16 protein-coding genes are annotated in these 17556 nt (G+C 67.5%); 4 read left to right on the top strand and 12 right to left on the bottom strand.

Annotation, left to right across the window (positions count from 1 at the left end):
* Window positions 1-11: 11 nt before the first annotated feature.
* The 3 genes from ACSQ25_RS17235 (at window position 12) to ACSQ25_RS17225 (ending at window position 2354) form a co-directional block, all read left to right on the top strand.
* Window positions 12-671 carry a class I SAM-dependent methyltransferase gene (locus ACSQ25_RS17235; protein WP_436106896.1) on the top strand — a complete coding sequence of 220 codons (660 nt, stop codon included), beginning with the start codon at window positions 12-14 and terminating at the stop codon, window positions 669-671.
* Window positions 672-814: 143 nt separating this feature from the next.
* On the top strand, window positions 815-2023 hold the full coding sequence (locus ACSQ25_RS17230; RefSeq protein WP_436106895.1) for a hypothetical protein: 1209 nt from the start codon (window positions 815-817) through the stop codon (window positions 2021-2023).
* Between the two features lie 64 nt (window positions 2024-2087).
* On the top strand, window positions 2088-2354 hold the full coding sequence (locus tag ACSQ25_RS17225) for a hypothetical protein (RefSeq protein WP_436106894.1): 267 nt from the start codon (window positions 2088-2090) through the stop codon (window positions 2352-2354).
* 12 nt (window positions 2355-2366) lie between these two features.
* Here the strand turns inward: ACSQ25_RS17225 and nhaA are convergent, their stop codons facing one another.
* The 3 genes from nhaA to ACSQ25_RS17210 form a co-directional block, all read right to left on the bottom strand.
* Complete coding sequence (nhaA, locus tag ACSQ25_RS17220; RefSeq protein ID WP_436106893.1) at window positions 2367-3584, bottom strand: Na+/H+ antiporter NhaA; 1218 nt, start codon at window positions 3582-3584, stop codon at window positions 2367-2369.
* Between the two features lie 205 nt (window positions 3585-3789).
* Window positions 3790-5280 (bottom strand): alanine/glycine:cation symporter family protein, encoded by a 1491-nt coding sequence (locus ACSQ25_RS17215; RefSeq protein WP_436106892.1) that lies wholly within the window; start codon window positions 5278-5280, stop codon window positions 3790-3792.
* 209 nt (window positions 5281-5489) lie between these two features.
* Complete coding sequence (locus ACSQ25_RS17210; RefSeq protein ID WP_436106891.1) at window positions 5490-5906, bottom strand: DUF2141 domain-containing protein; 417 nt, start codon at window positions 5904-5906, stop codon at window positions 5490-5492.
* A 109-nt stretch (window positions 5907-6015) separates the two neighbouring features.
* On the opposite strand from ACSQ25_RS17210, the gene ACSQ25_RS17205 reads away from it, so the two are divergent.
* Window positions 6016-6543: a sterol desaturase family protein gene (locus ACSQ25_RS17205; protein WP_436106890.1), complete on the top strand. Its 528-nt coding sequence runs from the start codon at window positions 6016-6018 to the stop codon at window positions 6541-6543.
* On the opposite strand, the gene crtB is transcribed toward ACSQ25_RS17205, so the two are convergent.
* The 9 genes from crtB to ACSQ25_RS17160 all read right to left on the bottom strand — a co-directional run bounded on the left by crtB (window position 6446) and on the right by ACSQ25_RS17160 (window position 17361).
* On the bottom strand, window positions 6446-7420 hold the full coding sequence (gene crtB / locus ACSQ25_RS17200; RefSeq protein ID WP_436106889.1) for a 15-cis-phytoene synthase CrtB: 975 nt from the start codon (window positions 7418-7420) through the stop codon (window positions 6446-6448). The two genes, ACSQ25_RS17205 and crtB, sit on opposite strands and share 98 nt — an antisense overlap.
* Window positions 7417-8946, bottom strand: coding sequence for a phytoene desaturase (locus tag ACSQ25_RS17195; protein ID WP_436106888.1), 1530 nt, complete (start codon window positions 8944-8946; stop codon window positions 7417-7419). Before ACSQ25_RS17195 ends, crtB begins: the two co-directional genes overlap by 4 nt.
* Window positions 8943-10121: a lycopene beta-cyclase CrtY gene (crtY, locus tag ACSQ25_RS17190; RefSeq protein ID WP_436106887.1), complete on the bottom strand. Its 1179-nt coding sequence runs from the start codon at window positions 10119-10121 to the stop codon at window positions 8943-8945. The genes ACSQ25_RS17195 and crtY overlap by 4 nt, the downstream gene beginning before the upstream one ends.
* A 4-nt stretch (window positions 10122-10125) precedes the next feature.
* Window positions 10126-11439 carry a glycosyltransferase gene (locus ACSQ25_RS17185; RefSeq protein WP_436106886.1) on the bottom strand — a complete coding sequence of 438 codons (1314 nt, stop codon included), beginning with the start codon at window positions 11437-11439 and terminating at the stop codon, window positions 10126-10128.
* 17 nt (window positions 11440-11456) lie between these two features.
* Complete coding sequence (locus ACSQ25_RS17180; protein WP_436106885.1) at window positions 11457-12470, bottom strand: polyprenyl synthetase family protein; 1014 nt, start codon at window positions 12468-12470, stop codon at window positions 11457-11459.
* A gap of 304 nt (window positions 12471-12774) precedes the next feature.
* Window positions 12775-13788 carry a porin gene (locus ACSQ25_RS17175; protein WP_436106884.1) on the bottom strand — a complete coding sequence of 338 codons (1014 nt, stop codon included), beginning with the start codon at window positions 13786-13788 and terminating at the stop codon, window positions 12775-12777.
* Between the two features lie 133 nt (window positions 13789-13921).
* Window positions 13922-15118 carry an ATP-binding protein gene (locus ACSQ25_RS17170; protein WP_436106883.1) on the bottom strand — a complete coding sequence of 399 codons (1197 nt, stop codon included), beginning with the start codon at window positions 15116-15118 and terminating at the stop codon, window positions 13922-13924.
* Between the two features lie 132 nt (window positions 15119-15250).
* Complete coding sequence (locus ACSQ25_RS17165) at window positions 15251-16018, bottom strand: LytR/AlgR family response regulator transcription factor (RefSeq protein WP_436106882.1); 768 nt, start codon at window positions 16016-16018, stop codon at window positions 15251-15253.
* A 68-nt stretch (window positions 16019-16086) separates the two neighbouring features.
* Window positions 16087-17361 (bottom strand): sensor histidine kinase, encoded by a 1275-nt coding sequence (locus ACSQ25_RS17160; RefSeq protein WP_436106881.1) that lies wholly within the window; start codon window positions 17359-17361, stop codon window positions 16087-16089.
* Between the last annotated feature and the right edge of the window lie 195 nt (window positions 17362-17556).

The following is a 17556-nucleotide window of genomic DNA, read 5'->3' as shown; positions in this document are numbered from 1 at the left end:
AAGGAAATACCATGAGTACCAATCCAGTCGCGGACTTCTACACGGCCATCGCGGACCACTACGACGCCCAGTTCCACGACGAGACCGACGAAGACCGCCAGGACGACCTCGACGACGTGGCGGAACAGGTCGCGGACCTGATGCGCGGGCATACCGTGCTCGAGCTGGGCTGCGGCACCGGCTACTTCACCGACGTGATCGCCGAGACGGCCCAGTCCGTGCTGGCGACCGACATCAGCGAAGCCATGCTGAACGTGGCGCGCGAGCATGGGGAAGGGCTGGAAAACGTGGAGTACCGCGTGGTCGACGCCCTGAACCTGCCCACGGATCTGGGGAAATTCAGCGCCGTGTTCGCCGGTTTCCTGTGGTCGCACTTCAAGAGGGAGCAGCAGGATGCCTTCCTGGCCGGCCTGCGCGCCCGCATCGGCAAGGATGCGCTGCTGGTGCTGATCGACGATGAATACGTCGAAGGCGCCAGCCCGACCGTCGCGCGCACCGACGCCCAGGGCAATACCTGGGCCCAGTTCGTGGACGCGGACGGCAATCGCCACGAGCTACCCAAGAACTACCCGACCGACAGCGCGCTGCGCAAGCGCCTGGGAACGGCTGTCCGCGAGATCAAGATCGGGCGCTGGGACAGCTGCTGGGCGCTGACCTGCCGCCTGAAGTGATGCTCAGCGGGATGGGCTGGAAGCCGCGGCCCGTCTGGTATACCTATCCGTGGTACATAAAATGGTGGCGCTGAGCCGCCAGCCTGTCCGTATTGCGCTAGCCGCCGATATACTCGACTGATCGACGATCACGAGGGGGAGATATGCGTGGACAGCTTACCTGCGGCGCCTTGCTGCTATGCCTTGCCTGCTGGACTTCACTGGCGCAGGGCGCCGCTCCGCCCGTCGTGCTCACCGAAGCCCAGCTCAAGACGGTGCTGGCGTCCGGCCAGCCGACCCCGCTCGATGCCTTGACTCCTCACGGCAAGCGCAGCTTCCTCCGTGCAATCGCATGGCGGGAAAAAGGAATGGGCGGTTTTTCCGGCACCCAGCTGGTCCGTGAGCTGAACGCCGCCCAGATCAGGGAAGTGCTGGCTTTCTTCGATATGGCAGCCTACGCCAAAGCCTATAGCGAGAAGCTGCCCGGCGAGCCGCTGCGGCTGCCGGCACCGTCGCCAGCCCTCGAAGCCCAGCTGGAACGGTTCGAGCAATTCGCCAACGCGGTCCGCGACGATCGGGCGAATGCGGCGAATGCTACAAGCATGAACCAAACCACGCGCATCGCACGCCGTTACGAAGAGGAATTTTCCGGCGCAATGGAGACGGCTGCATTGAAGCGGCGGCCGCTGGGGGATCTGCCTGCGCTCTTCGATGCCGCGGCGATTGCAAGCAATAACGATCCGGACTCGCAGGCCACCGCACATGTGCTGGCGCTGCACCGTGAATTGAGCGCGCGCGGCATCGACACCCGGCGCAGCTTCGATGAAAGCGTCCTGTACAGCCTGTTGGCCGCCCGGCGCTTCAGCGAAGCGAAGATGTTCGTCGCGGACCGGCCACATCTCGGCCATCGGAAGATTCCCGCCGTGGTCGATACGCTCGGCCAGGGCTTCAGTGGACGCAGCCTGTACGACTACGACGGCAGCACGGACGTGCTGACGCGCCGTGCAGCGCCGCCACCCGCAGGGCTGGAACTGGTGATGGTAGCCGGTGCGGGCTGCCAGTTCTCGCGCAATGCGCTCGCCGCGCTGCGCGCCGATCCGGTGTTGCTGGCGCGCTTGCGCCAGGCGAACCTGAAACTGCTCACATCGCCGCGCACACCCATTCCTTTCTGGTACATCGCCGAGTGGAATGCGGCGAATCCCACGCTGCCCCTGCGTGTTGCCTACGATAGCAAGGAGTGGAGCGTGATCGCCGAAGCGAACACGCCCGAGTTTTTCCTGCTCAAGGACGGCAAGCTGGCGGGACACCTGGTCGGCTGGCCGGAAGGCGGCAATGCCGCTGCGCTGCTGGCCATGCTCGAAGCGGGACGCTGAACGAATTCCTGGTGCCGGTCCTTTTCACGAGTAGAATCCAGCTTCGACAACCTAGAGGCAAACAATGAAAAAGACCGACCTGGCAAAGAGCGATGCCAAGAAACTGATGAACCAGATGGGGACGCAAGGCGCCACCTTCGGTGCGGCGGGCAAAACGGCGGCGCCCGACCGCCGCGAACAGCGCGACCGTGATCGCGCCCTGGGACTGGTGCCGTTTGCCGTCAAGCTGAACGGCGACCTGGTCCAGCAGCTGCAGACGCTGAGCAAGGAGCGCGGCGTCGAGCTGAACCAGCTGGTCGCCGAGCTGCTGCAAAAAGGCTTAGCGGCCTGAGCCGCGCTGGACTCAGCGCGGCAGCTCGTCCGCTTCGAAGTCGAGCGTATCGGTGTCGGGGTCCGTGTCCAGCGGCCCACCCCATAGCTTCAGCCAGCTGAACCCGGCGATGCCCGCCACCAGCGAGGCCGCCAGGATCGCCATCTTCGACCCGTTGACGGCATCCGGTGCCCCCGTGAAGGCCAGGTTGGTGATGAAGATCGACATCGTGAAGCCGATCCCGCCCAGCAGGCCCGCACCCAATACATGGCGCCAGGCCAGGTCCAGCGGCAGCCGGCACAGGCCGAGCGCCACCGCCGCAAAGCTGAACAGGAAGATGCCGACCGGCTTGCCGGCGACCAGCCCAAGGATGATGCCCAGGCTGTTCGTGCTCAGGAGTTCGGAAGCCCAGCCGGCGCCGATCACGATCCCCGTATTCGCCAGCGCAAACACCGGCAGAATCAGGAAGGTGACCGGCTTGTGCAGCGCGTGCTCGAGCCGGTGCGAGGGCGACGCCGCATCGTCTTCTTGCGCCGAATAGGGGATGGCGAAGGCCAGCAGGACGCCGGCGATGGTCGCATGCACGCCGGATTTCAGCATCAGGAACCACATCAGCGCCCCGCCCAGCAGGTAGGGCAGCAAGGCCATCACGCGCAGCACCCGGTTCATCGCCATCAGGCCGGCGAACACGGCCAGGGCGCCGAGCAGGTAGAGGAAGGACAGGTCGGCCGTGTAGATCAGCGCGATGACGACGATCGCCCCGAGGTCGTCCATCACGGCCAGCGCCGTCAGGAAGATCTTGAGCGAGGCCGGCACCCGCTTGCCGAGCAGGGCCAGCACGCCGAGCGCGAAGGCGATGTCGGTTGCCATCGGGATGCCGACGCCGGCCTGGGTGGCGCTGCCATTGTTCAAACCGAAGTGGATCAGGGCCGGCACCGCGATGCCGCCCGCGGCGGCCAGCATCGGCAGCATGGCATTGCGCAGGTCGGACAGTTCGCCGTTGTTCAGCTCACGTTCGAGTTCGAGGCCGATCAGCAGGAAGAACACTGCCATCAGGGCGTCGTTGACCCAGTGCTCGATGCTCAGTCCCGCCACATACAGATGCCAGAAGCCGAGATAGCCGGCGCCGAAAGGCGAATTGGCGATCGCCAGCGACAGCAGCGTGCACAGGATCAGGAGGATGCCGCCGGCCTTGCTCGACTGGGTGAATTCCTTGAAGCTTTGCGACAGGCTGCGCTCGATGCGGATCATGCGGCCTCCCGGGCGGCAGGGCATGGAGCGGAGAAAAGGGGATGGGAAACAGGCGAATGGATGCTGTGCATGATGGACGCGAATAAGCCGCGTGGCGGCCCGACCATCGCGCATCCTGTCGTACCCGTATGGTACGAACACCCGCGCCCCAGTATAACAGAGTCGACTCGGCGGCCGCACTGGAAGCGCGGCCGCCGGAGGAGGCTTAGCTGGCGGTCTCGGTTGCTACCGTGCCGCCGCTTGCCCTGCCCGCCTGGGCGGCTTGAGCGTTGCGCTGCACCCAGTAGTCGGCGCCCTTGATGCCCAGCGCGACCGGATCGAAGACCGGATCCTTGCCCTGGGCCTTCTGGGCTTCGTAGTCGCGCAGGCACTTGAAGGCCACGTTACGCAGCAACAGGATCGCGATGATGTTCAGCCAGGCCATCAGGCCCACGCCCAGGTCGCCCAGCGCCCATGCGGCATCGGCGGTCTTGATGGTGCCGTAGAAGGTGGCGCCGATGATGCACAGCTTCAGGACGAAGGCCATCCAGGGACGGTTGGTGGCGCGGTTGATGTAGGCGATATTGGTTTCGGCGATGTAGTAGTAGGCCACGATCGTCGTGAAGGCAAAGAACAGCAGGGCGATGGCGACGAACAGCGCGCCGAAGCCCGGCATGATGTTTTCCAGCGCGGTCTGGACATAGCCCGGGCCGGAAGCGACGCCCTGCACGCCGACGAACATCGGGGTGCCGTCCGGCGCCTGGACGTTGTACTGGCCCGTCACCAGCAGCATGAAGGCGGTGGCCGAGCACACGAACAGGGTGTCGACGTAGACCGAGAAGCCCTGCACCAGGCCCTGCTTGGCGGGGTGGCTCACTTCAGCGGCCGACGAGGCGTGCGGACCGGTGCCCTGGCCGGCTTCGTTCGAATACACGCCGCGCTTGACGCCCCACTGGATCGCCATGCCGATGATGGCGCCGAAGGCGGCGTCCATGCCGAAGGCCGAGCTGAAGATCAGCGAGATCACGCGCGGCAACTGGTCGATGTGCAGGGCGACGATGATGCAGGCCACCACGATGTAGCCCAGCGCCATGAAGGGCACCACGAATTCGGCGAAGCTGGCAATGCGCTTGACGCCGCCGAAGATGATGAAGGCCAGCACGATGGAAAGAATTACGCCGGTCACGGTGGTGTCGACGCCGGCGGCGGTCTTCAGGCTTTCGGCGATGGAGTTGGCCTGCACGCCCGGCAGCAGCACGCCGGTCGCGAAGATGGTCACGAAGGCGAACAGCAGCGCATACCATTTCACGCCCAGGCCCTTCTCGATGTAGAAGGCGGGACCGCCGCGGTATTGCTTGTTGATCGATTCCTTGTAGACCTGGCCGAGGGTGGACTCGACGAAGGCCGAGCTGGCGCCCAGGAAGGCCACCATCCACATCCAGAACACGGCGCCGGGGCCGCCGAAGGTGATGGCGGTGGCGACACCGGCGATGTTGCCGGTGCCGACGCGGCCGGCCAGCGTCATCGTCAGTGCCTGGAAGGACGAGACGCCCTGGTCGGAGCTTTTCCCGTCCATCATCAGGCGCGTCATCTCGCGCACGTGCCGCACTTGCAGGAAGCGCGAGCGGATGGAAAAATACAGGCCGGCGCCCAGGCACAGCGCGATCAGCGCCGTACTCCAGACATAGCCGTTGATGGTGTTGACCAACTCATTCATGAAGGTGTTCCCCTAGCAAGCAAGCGCAGGCATCCCAGCCTGCGTCCGTGTTATCGATCATGGCCGAAAACGCTGTCCGGCCACTCGTGAGACCACAAAGATACCCGAAGAATTATCTGATTCCTATCGTTATTTTCTAGGGCGCGCAGGCTTGCTCCCGGAGAGTGCGTACCGGCGCCCCGGCGCACCGTCGCCGGGCGTTTTTTGCCTCAGTGGAGCCGGATCGGGGCAAGGGTCGTTCCCTCACGGACCTCGATGGCGGCGTCGTCGAAGCCGGGCGGCCCGAAACGGCCGGCGGCATCGCGGCTGAAACCGTAGTTCTCCTTCGGGATGCCAATGAAATTGCGATCGAGCTCGCTGTTTTCATTCTCGTCCTGGTAGGCCAGCACCGCCCAGGTACCGGCCGGAATGTCCTTCAGGCTGACCACGGTCTCGCCGGCCCGGGCCGGCACCGAGGCGCTGTAGGCGCACTGCTTGAGGAAGCGTTCGCGGTCGCACACGGCAACATTGACCTTGCCCTTGCCGCCGGCCACGTTCGATACACGGACTTCGATGGTCGCGGCCGGGGCAGGGCTTGCCGCCAGCAGGAAGCTGCAGGAGAGCAGGACGGAAACCAGTTTAGGCATGAATGTCCTTTCAAATCGAAAATGTTGTACCGCCGGTGAACCGCTCCGGATGGCGTGCGCGCCGGCGCCTGTGATAGGCTCGCCGTACTCCCCTTATCCGGTTCGCGCCATGCTGCTCAACGCCTTCATCGTCGTGCTCACCGTCGTGCTGATGGAAGTGTTTTCCATCGTCGCGCACAAGTACGTCATGCACGGTTTCGGCTGGGGCTGGCACCGCTCGCACCACGAGCCGCGCACGGGCTGGTTCGAGAAGAACGACCTGTACGCCGTCGTGTTCGCGGGCGTGGCGATCGCCCTGATCTGGTTCGGCACCCGCGGCGCCTGGCCGCTGCAATGGATCGGCGCCGGCATGACGGCCTATGGTTTCCTCTACTTCGTCGCCCACGACGGCCTGGTGCACCAGCGCTGGCCCTTCCGCTATACGCCGCGCAGCGGCTACCTGAAGCGCCTGTACCAGGCCCACCGCATGCACCATGCGGTGGAAGGCAAGGACGGCGCGGTCTCCTTCGGTTTCCTGTATGCGCCGCCGGTGTCCAGCCTCAAGCAGCGCTTGCATGCGCTGCACGGCGGACGTCCGCCGAAGCGCCCGGACGCTGCCACAGCGCCGCCGGACGCGTCCCGGGATCACGCGCACTGAAACGCGAGGCGAGGGCGCTGCCGGCGCCTTTCGCCAGCAGCCACAGCTTGGTCGCCTTGCTGGTGCCGGCGCGCTCGTCCCAGGCACGCGGTCCGCGCCGCTTCACTTCGATCCCGATCTGGCGATAAACATTGCGCGCGCTCGCAATCGCCCAGGCCGAGCGCAGGGGCAGGGCGGCAATCCCTGCGCGCGCCGAGTCGTAATAGGGCTCGGCATGGTCCACCAGCCGCGCCGCCACCCGGGCCAGGGCCGCGCGGTGGCGCGGCTCGGCCAGTTCGTGCGGCGGGATGCCGGCCTCGCGCAGCCACTGGGCCGGCAGGTAGCAGCGGCCCATGCGGGCATCCTCGACGATGTCGCGCGCGATGTTGGTGAGCTGGAAGGCCAGTCCCAGGTCGCAGGCGCGGTCCAGCACACGGGGATCACGGGCGCCCATGATCGAGGCCATCATCAATCCGACCACCCCGGCCACGTGGTAGCAGTAGCGCAGCAGGTCTTCGATGGTCTCGTAGCGCGCGCCCTCGACGTCCATGGCGAAGCCGGCCAGGTGGTCGAACGCGAAGCGCGGGTCGATGCGGTGGCGCAGGGCCACTTCCCGGAAAGCGGCGAAGGCCGGGTCCTGCATCGTTTCGCCGGCATAGGCGCGGCGGGTCTGGGCCTCGAGCAGCGCGAGCGCGCCGGCCGCATCGTGGCTTGCAGGCGCGGCCACATTGAAGCCGAGCTCCTGGCCGTCGACCACGTCGTCGCAATAGCGGCACCAGGCATACAGCATCAGCACGCTGCGCCGCGTCGCCGGATCGAACAGGCGGGCCGCCGCGGCGAAGCTTTTCGACCCGACCTCGATGCTGCGGGTGGCATGGTCCATCAATGTTTCGCTCATGCCCGCACCGCCTCCCCGGCGATGCCGGGTGTCCATGCCTGCGCCAGGTCGGCGATCATCAGGCCGGCGGTCGCCTTGGCCGAGCCGATCACGCCCGGCACGCCGGCGCCCGGGTGGGTACCGGCGCCCACCAGGTAGAGGTTGGACAGCGCGCTGTCGCGGTTGTGCGGGCGGAACCAGGCGCTCTGGGTCAGGATCGGTTCCAGCGAAAAGGCCGAGCCGAGGTGGGCGTTGAGCTGGTCGCGGAAGTCGACCGGGGTGAAGAAGCTGCTGGTGACCAGCTGGCTGCGCAGGCCCGGCATGTAGCGCTGCTCGAGGTAGTCGAGGATGCGGTCGCGGTAGCGCGGGCCCTCGGTCTCCCAGTCGATCGGCGCATTGCCCAGGTGCGGCACCGGCGCCAGCACGTAATGGCTGCCGCAGCCGGGCGGCGCCAGCGAGGGGTCGGTCACGCAGGGCGCGTGCAGGTAGAGCGAGAAATCCTCGGCCAGTTCCTGGCCCTGGAAGATGTCCTTGATCAGGGCGCGGTAGCGCGGGCCGAAGCAGACCGTATGGTGCTGCAACTGCGCGTGATGCCGGTCGAGGCCGAAATACAGCACGAACAGCGAATTGCTGAAGCGCTTCTTGCGCAGCGCCTCGCCCTGCGCCGCGCCGCGCGGGTGCTGGCCGAGCAGCTTGTCGTAGGTGTGGACCACGTCGGCATTCGAGGCCACCGCATCGGCGGCGAACAGGCGTCCGTCCTCGGCTCGCACGCCGCTCACGCGGCCGCCTTCGGCTTCGATGCGCGCAACCGGGGCGTTCAGTTCGATGCGGCCGCCGATGTCCTGGAACAGGCGCACCAGGGCGCGCACCAGGGCGCCGGTGCCGCCGCGCGGGAACCACACGCCCCATTGCCGCTCCAGGGCATGGATCAGGGTGTAGATCGCGCTGGTGGCGAAGGGATTGCCGCCCACCAGTAGCGAATGGAAGGAAAAGGCCTGGCGCAGCTGCTCGTCCTGGATGAAGCGCGCCACCTGGCCGTAGACGCTGCGCCAGGCCTGCAGCCGCGCCAGCTGCGGGCCGGCCGCGATCATGTCGCGGAAGGACAGGAAAGGCACGGCGCCCAGCTTCAGGTAGCCCTCGTCGAACACCGCTTTCGAATAGGCCAGGAAGCGCCGGTAGCCTTCCACGTCGGCCGGATTGCGCGCATGGATCTGGCGGTCGAGCGCCTCCTGGTCGTTGGCATAGTCGAAGTGACTGCCGTCTTCCCAGCACAGGCGGTAGAAGGGCGCGACCGGCAGCAGCTCCACGTAGTCGGCCATGCGCTTGCCCGCCAGCGTGAACAGCTCCTCGATGCAGGACGGGTCGGTGATCACGGTCGGGCCGGCGTCGAACACGAAGCCCTGGTCTTCGTAGACATAGGCGCGGCCGCCCGGCTTGTCGCGCTTTTCCAGCAGGGTGACCTGGGTGCCGCTGGCCTGCAGCCGGATCGCGAGGGCCAGGCCGCCGAAACCGGCGCCGATCACCACGGCCTTCTTTTGTTCGTTCATGCTGGTTTCCTGATCTGGTCGGGGTGGATCTTGCACGCCGCCGCCAGGGCTTGCGCCACCGGCACCGGCGGTTTGCCGCTGAGCAGGCGCGCCTTGTCGCCCAGGTGCGGGCGGCCGGCATAGAAGCGTGCGATCAAGGGCGCCGGCAGGCGGTAGAAGCGCTGCATCACGCGCCAGCGCTGTTCCGGGCGGCCGGCGAGGAAGAGCATGCGGTTGAGCAGCCGGAAGAAGCGCTGGCCCTGCCACTCGCGCCGCGCCTCGGCGCGGATGGCCGCGAACAGGGCCGGGGCGCCCAGATCGTGCAGGGCAGCGATGTGGTCGGCGAGCCGCACCGCATGCGGCAGCGAATAGCCGGTGGTCGGGTGGAACAGGCCGGCGCGCAGGCCGCTGCTGGGCTGGCCCTCCAGGTCGGCCCAGAAGGCGTCGAAGTCGCCGGCCAGCACGATCGGCAGCGAGCCCTGCTCCTCGCGCAGGAGGTCAAGCACGCGCCAGCTGCGTGCCTTCACGTAGGCCGCGATGTTGGCGCGCAGCCGTTCCGGCTGCCAGGCCGCGCTGTCGACGTAATGGGTGTCCTCGACCAGTACCCGGTCCGGCCCGAAGGGCAGCAGGTAGACGAAACGGTAGCCGCCCTGCTGTTCGACGGTGGCGTCCATGATGACCGGCCCGCGCAAGCCGTGCGGCGCGGCCAGGCGCAGTTCCTGGCCGAGGAAGGTCTGGTAGCCGAGCGAGAGGCGGTCGGTCGTGCGCATGCCGCGCCCGTCGATGACGGCGCCGGCGTGGACGGTTTCGCCGTCCGCCAGCACTACCTGGGTCGGCGCGACGGAGGCGATCCGTGCGCGCGTCAAGAGGGCGGGGCCGAGCGCCGCCTCGATCACGCGCGCGAAGTCGCCGGAAGCGATGCTGGCGTAGCCGCCTTCCAGCGTGCGCGCCAGCTCGGGAAAGGCGACCTCGTAGCGCGGCCAGCGGTGCGAGACCAGGGGCGCGATCCAGGCCCGCTGGCCCGGGGTCAGGTCGGTATCGTGGAAGGACCAGGTGTGGTTGCCGCCGATGTGCTCGTCCGCCTCGAGCAGCAGGATGCGCAGCTCCGGGCGCAGGCTGCGCAGGCGCCAGGCCAGCAGGCCGTTGGCGAGGCCGCCGCCGGCCAGCACCAGGTCGTAGTAGGGAGCGGAAGGCACGGGCTTATCCAAGGGCGGCTGCGCCGACGGGTGCTTGTCCCGGCTGGCGCCGCAGCTGCAGCGCCGCCTCGATGATGTCGGCCGCGCGCGGCGTGCCGCCGGCGGAGATCACGCTGCCGGACAGCGCTTCCAGCCGGTCCGCGAATGCGCCTTCGCGGAGCAGGCGTTGCAGCAGGGACGCCAGCTGGGCGCTGCCGGCAAACCGCGCAGATGCCTTCAGGCCGACGCCGGCGTGCACCACGCGCGCCGCCGTGCCGGGCTGGTCGAAGGCGATCGGCAGCGCCAGGATCGGCGTGCGCGCGGCGATTGCGTCCATGACCGTGTTCGACCCCGCGTGCGAGACCACCGCGTCGGCGCGTGCCAGCACCGCCTGCTGGTTGGCGAAGTCGCAGACCCAGGTGGCGCCGGCGCGCTCGAGGACGCGTTCCTGGCGGGCATCCAGTCCGCCGCAGTGCGCGACCAGCAGCTGCACGTCGAGGGAGCGGCAGGCGTGGGCGATGCGCTTGAACAGCGCCAGGCGCCCGCCCTGCATGGTGCCCAGCGAGGCGAACACGAAGGGCCGGCCGGCCGCGATGGCGGGCATGCCGTGCCGTGGCGCGCCGGCGGCACGCTTGCCGGTGGGGCGCAGCGGTCCCACGTGGTGGAAGTGCGGCGGCAGCGCGCGGCGCGGGAAGTCGAAGGCGGCCACGGTCTGGCTGAGCTGGGCCAGCGGCGACAGGCACTCGTGCAGTCCGTCGCGCGCAGCCAGGCCGAGGCGGCGCGCATTGGCCGCGATACTGCGCCGGTGCGGCGCCATCATCCAGTCGTAGACGCGGGTGCTGCCTTCGCAGACCTTGTGGGCGCGCTCGTCGTCGGCATAGTCGAAGGGCATGACGGGCAGCGGGATGCCGGGCTCGCGGTTCACCGGCAGCGCGCAGGCGACCGAAGCGAAGGGCAGGCCGAGTCCTTCCGCGACCAGCCCGCCGGCGGCCTCCATCTGGTCGGCGATGATGGCGTCGATGCCGAGGGTAACGATGGCGCGCGGCAGTTCGCGGCACAGCATGTCGGTACCGGCGGCCATGTCGAGGATGACGCGGCGCAGTCCGAACGGTCCGCCCGGGTTGGCGGCGCGCCGCAGCGCGGCCGCGAGCGAACCGGGCGGATGGGTGTCGGCGCCGACCGCCTGGAAGCCAAGCCGCGCGTCGTTCACGTAGGCGGCGGCGTCCGGGCGGTGGATGAAGCTGACGCGGTGGCCGCGTTCCACCAGCTCGCCCGCGAGCGCGCCGAGGGCGCTGAAATGGCTGTAGAAGGCCGGTGCGACGACCCCGAAGTGCGCCATGTGATGCTTCCCCGGGCTCAGTTCACCAGCGCTTCGCGGCTGCGCGCGGCGTCGGCCGGAAAGCGCAGGCGCGCACGGCCCTGCGCGAACAGGCCGCCCACGAAGCGGCGCGTGCCGGCCGCGGCGCCGAGCGCATCGCCCAGGTGCCGCTGCGCATCGTGCAGATGGCGCGCCAGCCGGCGCTGCGCTTCATCCGCGCCGAGCGAGGCGAGCAGGGTGGCCTTGCCGAGGTCCTTGCCGGTGTCCTTGCCGCTCCCGCTGCCGGTGAGCGCGATGTCTTCTCCCGGCAGATCGAGGAAGTCGTCGCGGATCTGGAAGGCGTGGCCGGCCGCCAGCGCGAAGGCGCGCAGCGAGGCTGCCACGCGCTCGTCGGCCTGGGCGACGATGGCGGCCATGTCTACCGCGACGCCGAGCAGCACGCCAGTCTTGAGTTCATTGGTGGTGGCGATCGCGTCGAGCGTGCGCGCGCCGCCGTGCAGGTCCTGGAACTGGCCGCGCACCAGCCCCTGGCTGCCGACCGTGTCGCTCAGGCGTGCCACCAGGCGCGCGCGCGTCACCGGCGGGATGTCGCCGGCGCTCGCCAGCACGCCGAACGCGCGGCTCAGCAGCGCCACCGAGGCCAGGATGGCGAGGTCTTCCCCATACTGGACGTGGATGGCCGGCTTGCCGCGCCGCAGCCGGGCGTTGTCCATGCAGGGCATGTCGTCCAGGATCAGGGAAGCCGCATGCACCATCTCGACCGCACAGGCGACATCGGCCAGGGCCGGCGAGGTGCAGCCGAGGTCGCGCGCCACCAGCATCACCAGCAGCGGGCGCATGCGCTTGCCCGCGCTGAGCGCGCCGGCGCGCATGGCGCCGCCCAGCAGGTCGGCCTGGTCGCCGGACTCGGCCAGCAGCTGGGCCATGCGTTCCTCGATGGCATTGCGCAGGGCATCCAGCCCCTGCATGTGGAGTTCGTCGTCCTGTGCCAGGTCGACACCCTTGATGGCCCCCTGCAGGTTTCCATCGAGCCGCCGTGCCGCTGTCGTCATGCGCTACCCCTTCGAACCGAGAGCTGGAAACAAAAATTGTCAGATTTGCTGACGATCATACCGGAAGCAAAGTTGCGCAATCGTTCATCATTTCAATCGTGCGCACCGTGCTTGCGGTGCATGCGTGACCCAGCCTGCGGGCTGCCGCAAGGCTGTGACAAGCGTATTAAACGTGAAAATTCGGCCACATTCGCTTGCGCGCCGAAGGGGAGCGGGTCAAGCGCGGGACGGGAGCGTAAACAGAAAATGCCGGCAGGGCCGGCATTGTAGAGACACGCGGCTTGCGCCGCGTCGCAGGGGAAGCTTAGAAGGAGTGACGCACGCCGACGTTGAACACGCGCGGATCGGCGCCCAGCGCGGTGGCCGGCGGGGCGATGGCCACCGACGACGAGCTGATGCCGAACACGCCGCGGCCGTTATTGCGCAGCTGGGCGTAGGTCGTGTAGATGTTGGTGCGCTTCGACAGCGCGTAGGTGTAGGCCAGCGACACAGTGTTGCCCTTGGCGCCAGATTCAAGCTTCTGCTGCTGGAAGTTCAGGAAGAACTTGTTCGGGCCGGTGGTGAAGGCGGCGCCGATGTTGGCGTTCTTGTACTCGTTGTTGGCGCCGGTCTGGTCGGCCACCAGGTAGTTGCCCTTGATCTCGAAGGCGCCGAAGGTGTAGCCGGCGCCGAAGGCGAGTTCCTTGTCGTCGCCGGTCGCCAGGCGCTCGATCACGTGATAGCCGGCGCCAAGGTACAGGCCGCCGGTCTTGTATTCCAGCGACACGCCCATCAGGTCGCCCGACGGCTCGACGGTCTTTTCGCCGGTCGAGTAGGCGGCGTTGACGGTGAAGCCGCTCATGGCATTGCTCTTGTAGTTGACCGAGTTGGCCAGGCGGCGGGTCAGGCGGTTGGTGGCGAAGGCCGACAGGTTGCTGCCGTACAGGCCCTGGCCCAGGACGTCGGTGGCGGCGGCCACGGCGGCGATCGGGCTGTATTCGCGGCCGACGGTCAGGGTGCCGAAGTTGCCTTGCAGGCCGACCACGGCGCGGCGGCCGAACAGGGCGGAATCCGCGGCGCCGGTGTCGAGGGCGACGCCGGCTTCGATGTTGAACAGCGCTTTCAGGCCGTTGCCCAGGTCTTCGGTACCGCGGAAGCCGATACGGCTGCTCGACTGGTTACCCGAATTGATCACGGTGCGGCTGTCTTCACCTGGTGCGTCGGTGTCTTCCACAGCGATCGCTGCGTCCATCACGCCATAGATCGTGACGTTGCTCTGGGCGTGGGCGAACAGCGGGAGGGACGACAGCAGCGCAGCTGCCAGGGTTTTGCACTTCATGAAGAGCTCCTTTGGTGTTGGACAGGATGTCGAGTTCTTAATAAACTCAGATCGAGGCGGATATTACCTACGGAATATTTCCGCTTAGTGACATCCTGATATGCCGTCCTGCCAAGCCAACAGCGCGCGCCGCTCAACCCGTGGTTTCCTCCCCCATGATGCGGCCGGCCAGCGGGAGCACGATGTCGATGCGGGTGCCGGCCTCCGCATCGATGCTGATGGTGATCTCGCCGTCCATGGCCCAGACCCGTTCGCGCATGCCGACCAGGCCCAGCGATTCTTTCTTTTCCATGTCTTCGGCACGGATGCCGCGGCCGTCGTCGCGGATGGTCAGCAGCAGCTCGCCGTCGGTGCGGTCGAGCTTGAGCACGACGCGCGTGGCGCCGGCATGGCGCGCGATGTTGGTGAGCGCCTCCTGCACGATGCGGAACACGGCGGTGCTGGCGGTATCGTCGAGGCGCAGCTCGGCCTCGTCGGCCAGCAGGGCGCAGACGATGCCGTGGCGTTCGACGAATTCGTCGCGCAAGCCCTGCAGGGCGAAATACAGCCCGCCTTCGTCGAGCGCGCGCGGGCGCAGGTTGGTGGCGATGCGGCGCAGCGAGGCGATCGCCATCAGGAGGTTGCTTTCCATGCCTTCGATCAGGCGCTGGCTCGGTTCGGGCAGCTGGTTGTTCCCCTGCAGCAGGGTCAGGTCCATGCGCAGCGAGGCCAGCAGCTGGCCGAGGTCGTCGTGCAGCTCGCGCGCGATGTGGGTGCGCTCTTCTTCGCGGATGGTCTGCAGCGCCGAGGACAGCTGGCGCAGCTGGTCGTGCGAGCGCGCCAGTTTCTGCTGCACCAGGTGGCGTTCGGAGACGTCGCGCAGGATCACGGTGCAGACCTCGTGCCCGTCGTGCTCGATGGTGGAGATCGAGCCTTCGATCGGAAACAGCTGGCCGTTGCCGCGGATGCCGGTGACGGCGTAGTCGGTGGCGCGCCGTCCCGCGCGCCCGCTGCCGGCCGGAAAGTAGTCGTAGGGTGTGCGGGCGTTGCGCAGCGGCGTCTGGATGAAGCGCGCCAGCGAGCTGCCCTGCATGGCGGTGACGCTGCTGGCGAACATGTGGGCCGCGGCCGGGTTGGCGAACAGGATGACGGCGTGCTCGTCGATCGACAGGATGGCATCGCTGGCACTGTTGACGATGCGCCGCCCGTCGAAGGCGCGCGCGGGGCGGTGCACGCTGCGCGCCCGGCGCAGCGCGGCGGCGGCATGGCCGGCACAGTATCCGCCCAGGAAGGAGAATACGAGAACCGCCGTGCCCGGACTGCGCCGGCGGAAGCGTCGCTGTGGTGTCATGCGGGAGCTGCGAATGAAGGGCCGTGGGGCCGGGAGCTCTACATTACGGCGTGGGGAAGGGGTGGGGCTTGATGCGAGACAAAGGGGGCGGAGTGGGGCGCGGGGGGGGGCGGAATCGCCCCCTGCCGCCAATTACATTTGCTTGAACAGATGCAGGAAGCTGCGGCTCACCTCGAGTTTCTCCGGTCTGCCCTTGACCAGCACCAGGTGCCTGCCGCGGATGTCGCGCGTCACGCCCTCGATCGCGTTGACGTTGACCAGGGTGGCGCGGTGGATCTGCCAGAACAGCGAAGGGTCGAGTTCCTCGGCCAGGTCGCGCACCGGCTTGCGGATCAGGGCTTCGAAGCTGGCGGTCTGCACGCAGGTGTACTTTTCGTCCGAACGGAAGAACAGGATGTCCTCCACCGGGATCATGCGCAAGTCCTGGCCGATGCTGGCCTGGATCCACTGCAGGTGCCGGGGTTTCGGCGCGCCGATCTTCTCGGCCAGCTGCGACAGCATCGCCTGCACGCTGTCGTTGACGTTGGCGCGCTCGGCCGGGCGCTCCAGGCGTGTCTTGAGGCGGTCCACCGTGAGCTTCAGGCGCTCCGGCTCGGTCGGCTTGAGCACGTAGTCGATCGCGCCGCGCTCGAAGGCTTCCACCGCGTACTGGTCGTAGGCGGTAACGAACACGATCTGGCTGCGGTCGCCGATGTCGCGCGCCGCTTCCATGCCGGTCTTGCCCGGCATGCGGATGTCGAGGAAGGTCAGGTCGGGTTTGAGCTGGTCCACCAGTTCCACGGCTTCCTCGCCGTTCTTGGCTTCGCCGATGATGTCCAGTTCCGGCCAGGCCTCGGACAGGCGCAGGCGCAGCTGGTCGCGCATCAGTCTTTCGTCGTCGGCAATGATCGCAGTAGGCATGGTCGTCTCTGAGGGTAAGGATTTAATAATTATTCAATGAAACAGCGTGGCAGGCAAGTCACCCGGCATTACTTCGACAGCTGGTAAGGCACCTCGATCATGGCGATCACGCCGCTCGGGCTGTTGGCCGCGATGTGCAGCTGGCCGGCCTCGCCGTGCAGCAGCTTGAGGCGGTCGCGGATGGTCTGCAGGCCGAGGCCGGTGCCGTCGCTCGGCACCACGCCGAAGCCGACGCCGTCGTCGGTGACGGTGACGACCAGCTTGCTGTGGATCACCTCGGCCTGGATCTTCAGGGTGCCGCCTTCCGGCTTGCACTCGAGGCCGTGCTTGATCGCGTTCTCGACCATCGACTGCAGCATCATCGGCGGGAAGGCGGCGCTGCGCAGGCCCTCCGGCACCTGCATCACCACCGTCAGGCGCTCTTCCATGCGCATCTTGAGCAGGGCCAGGTAGGCCGTGACCATGTCCACCTCGCGCCCAAGGCCGGTGACGACGGCGTTGTCGCGCATCTGCGGCAGCACTGCGCGCAGGTACTGGATCAGGCTGCGCTGCATGGCCGAGGCGCGCGGCGGGTCGACCTGGATCAGGTGCTCGACCGAGGCCAGGGTATTGAACAGGAAGTGCGGCTCGACCTGGGCCTGCATCATCTGCATCCTGGTTTCCGACAGCTGGCGTTGCATGGCCTCGCGCTCGGCGGCCGCGTTCGCCACCTGGGATTGCGCTTCGGCGCGCTTCTTGCCGCCGACCAGGGCCTTGGTGCCGAACAGGGCCAGCACGAACAGCAGCACGAAGTTCATGAACCAGGTCGAGGCCTGCTTGTGGTAGCGCGACACCTTCTGCTCGGCCGCGTCTTCCACCGCCGCGTCGATCGCGTTCGACAGTTCCTCGCTGATCTGGGGCGGCAGTTCGATGTGGACCGATTCGCCTGCCGTCGGGGCGGGTGGGGCAGGCGGGACAGGGGTGGCATTTGGGGCCGGGGCGGCCGGCGGATCCGGCGGCACCGGCAGCTCGGATGCATCGGGCGGGGCGACCGGTGCCTCCGGCGTGGCGGCGCCGCTGCGCGCGCGGCTGCGCGGGTGGAAGCGGATGCCGCTCTCGTCGATCAGGATGGCGGCGTCGCTGCCGCGCTTGGCATCGCGCTCGGCGCGCGAGACGTATTCTTCGCCGGGGCCGGAGAACAGTTCTTCCTGCAGGATCGCACCGGCGGTGAGGGTCAGGATCGCAAACAGGAAAAACTTCCACCACGACAGCTGGGTGACCCAGGTCGCCACGGCGTCGAAGCCGCGGTACAACCACGACAGGGCGCTCGAAAAATAGTGCGGGCTTGTCTTCCTTGCTTGCATGTTGATTCTTCGCTTTCAGTGCAAGGGGCGAGTGTACCGCGTCGCCGCTTGCGCGTGCCGGAAATACAACATTTCCGGCGACTACAACTGTTGGGATGATGCAACTTTACTCCTCGCCTTCCCATGGAGCCAGTGCTGTGCGACAGCCTGCACGATCCGGGGAATGGATGGCGTCCAGCCCAGCCAGGATGCGCC

This window comes from Massilia sp. LjRoot122 (assembly GCF_964252725.1).
Lineage (GTDB): Bacteria > Pseudomonadota > Gammaproteobacteria > Burkholderiales > Burkholderiaceae_D > Telluria.
Note: the sequence above shows the minus strand (reverse complement) of the source record. Positions and strands in the feature narration are given on the sequence as shown.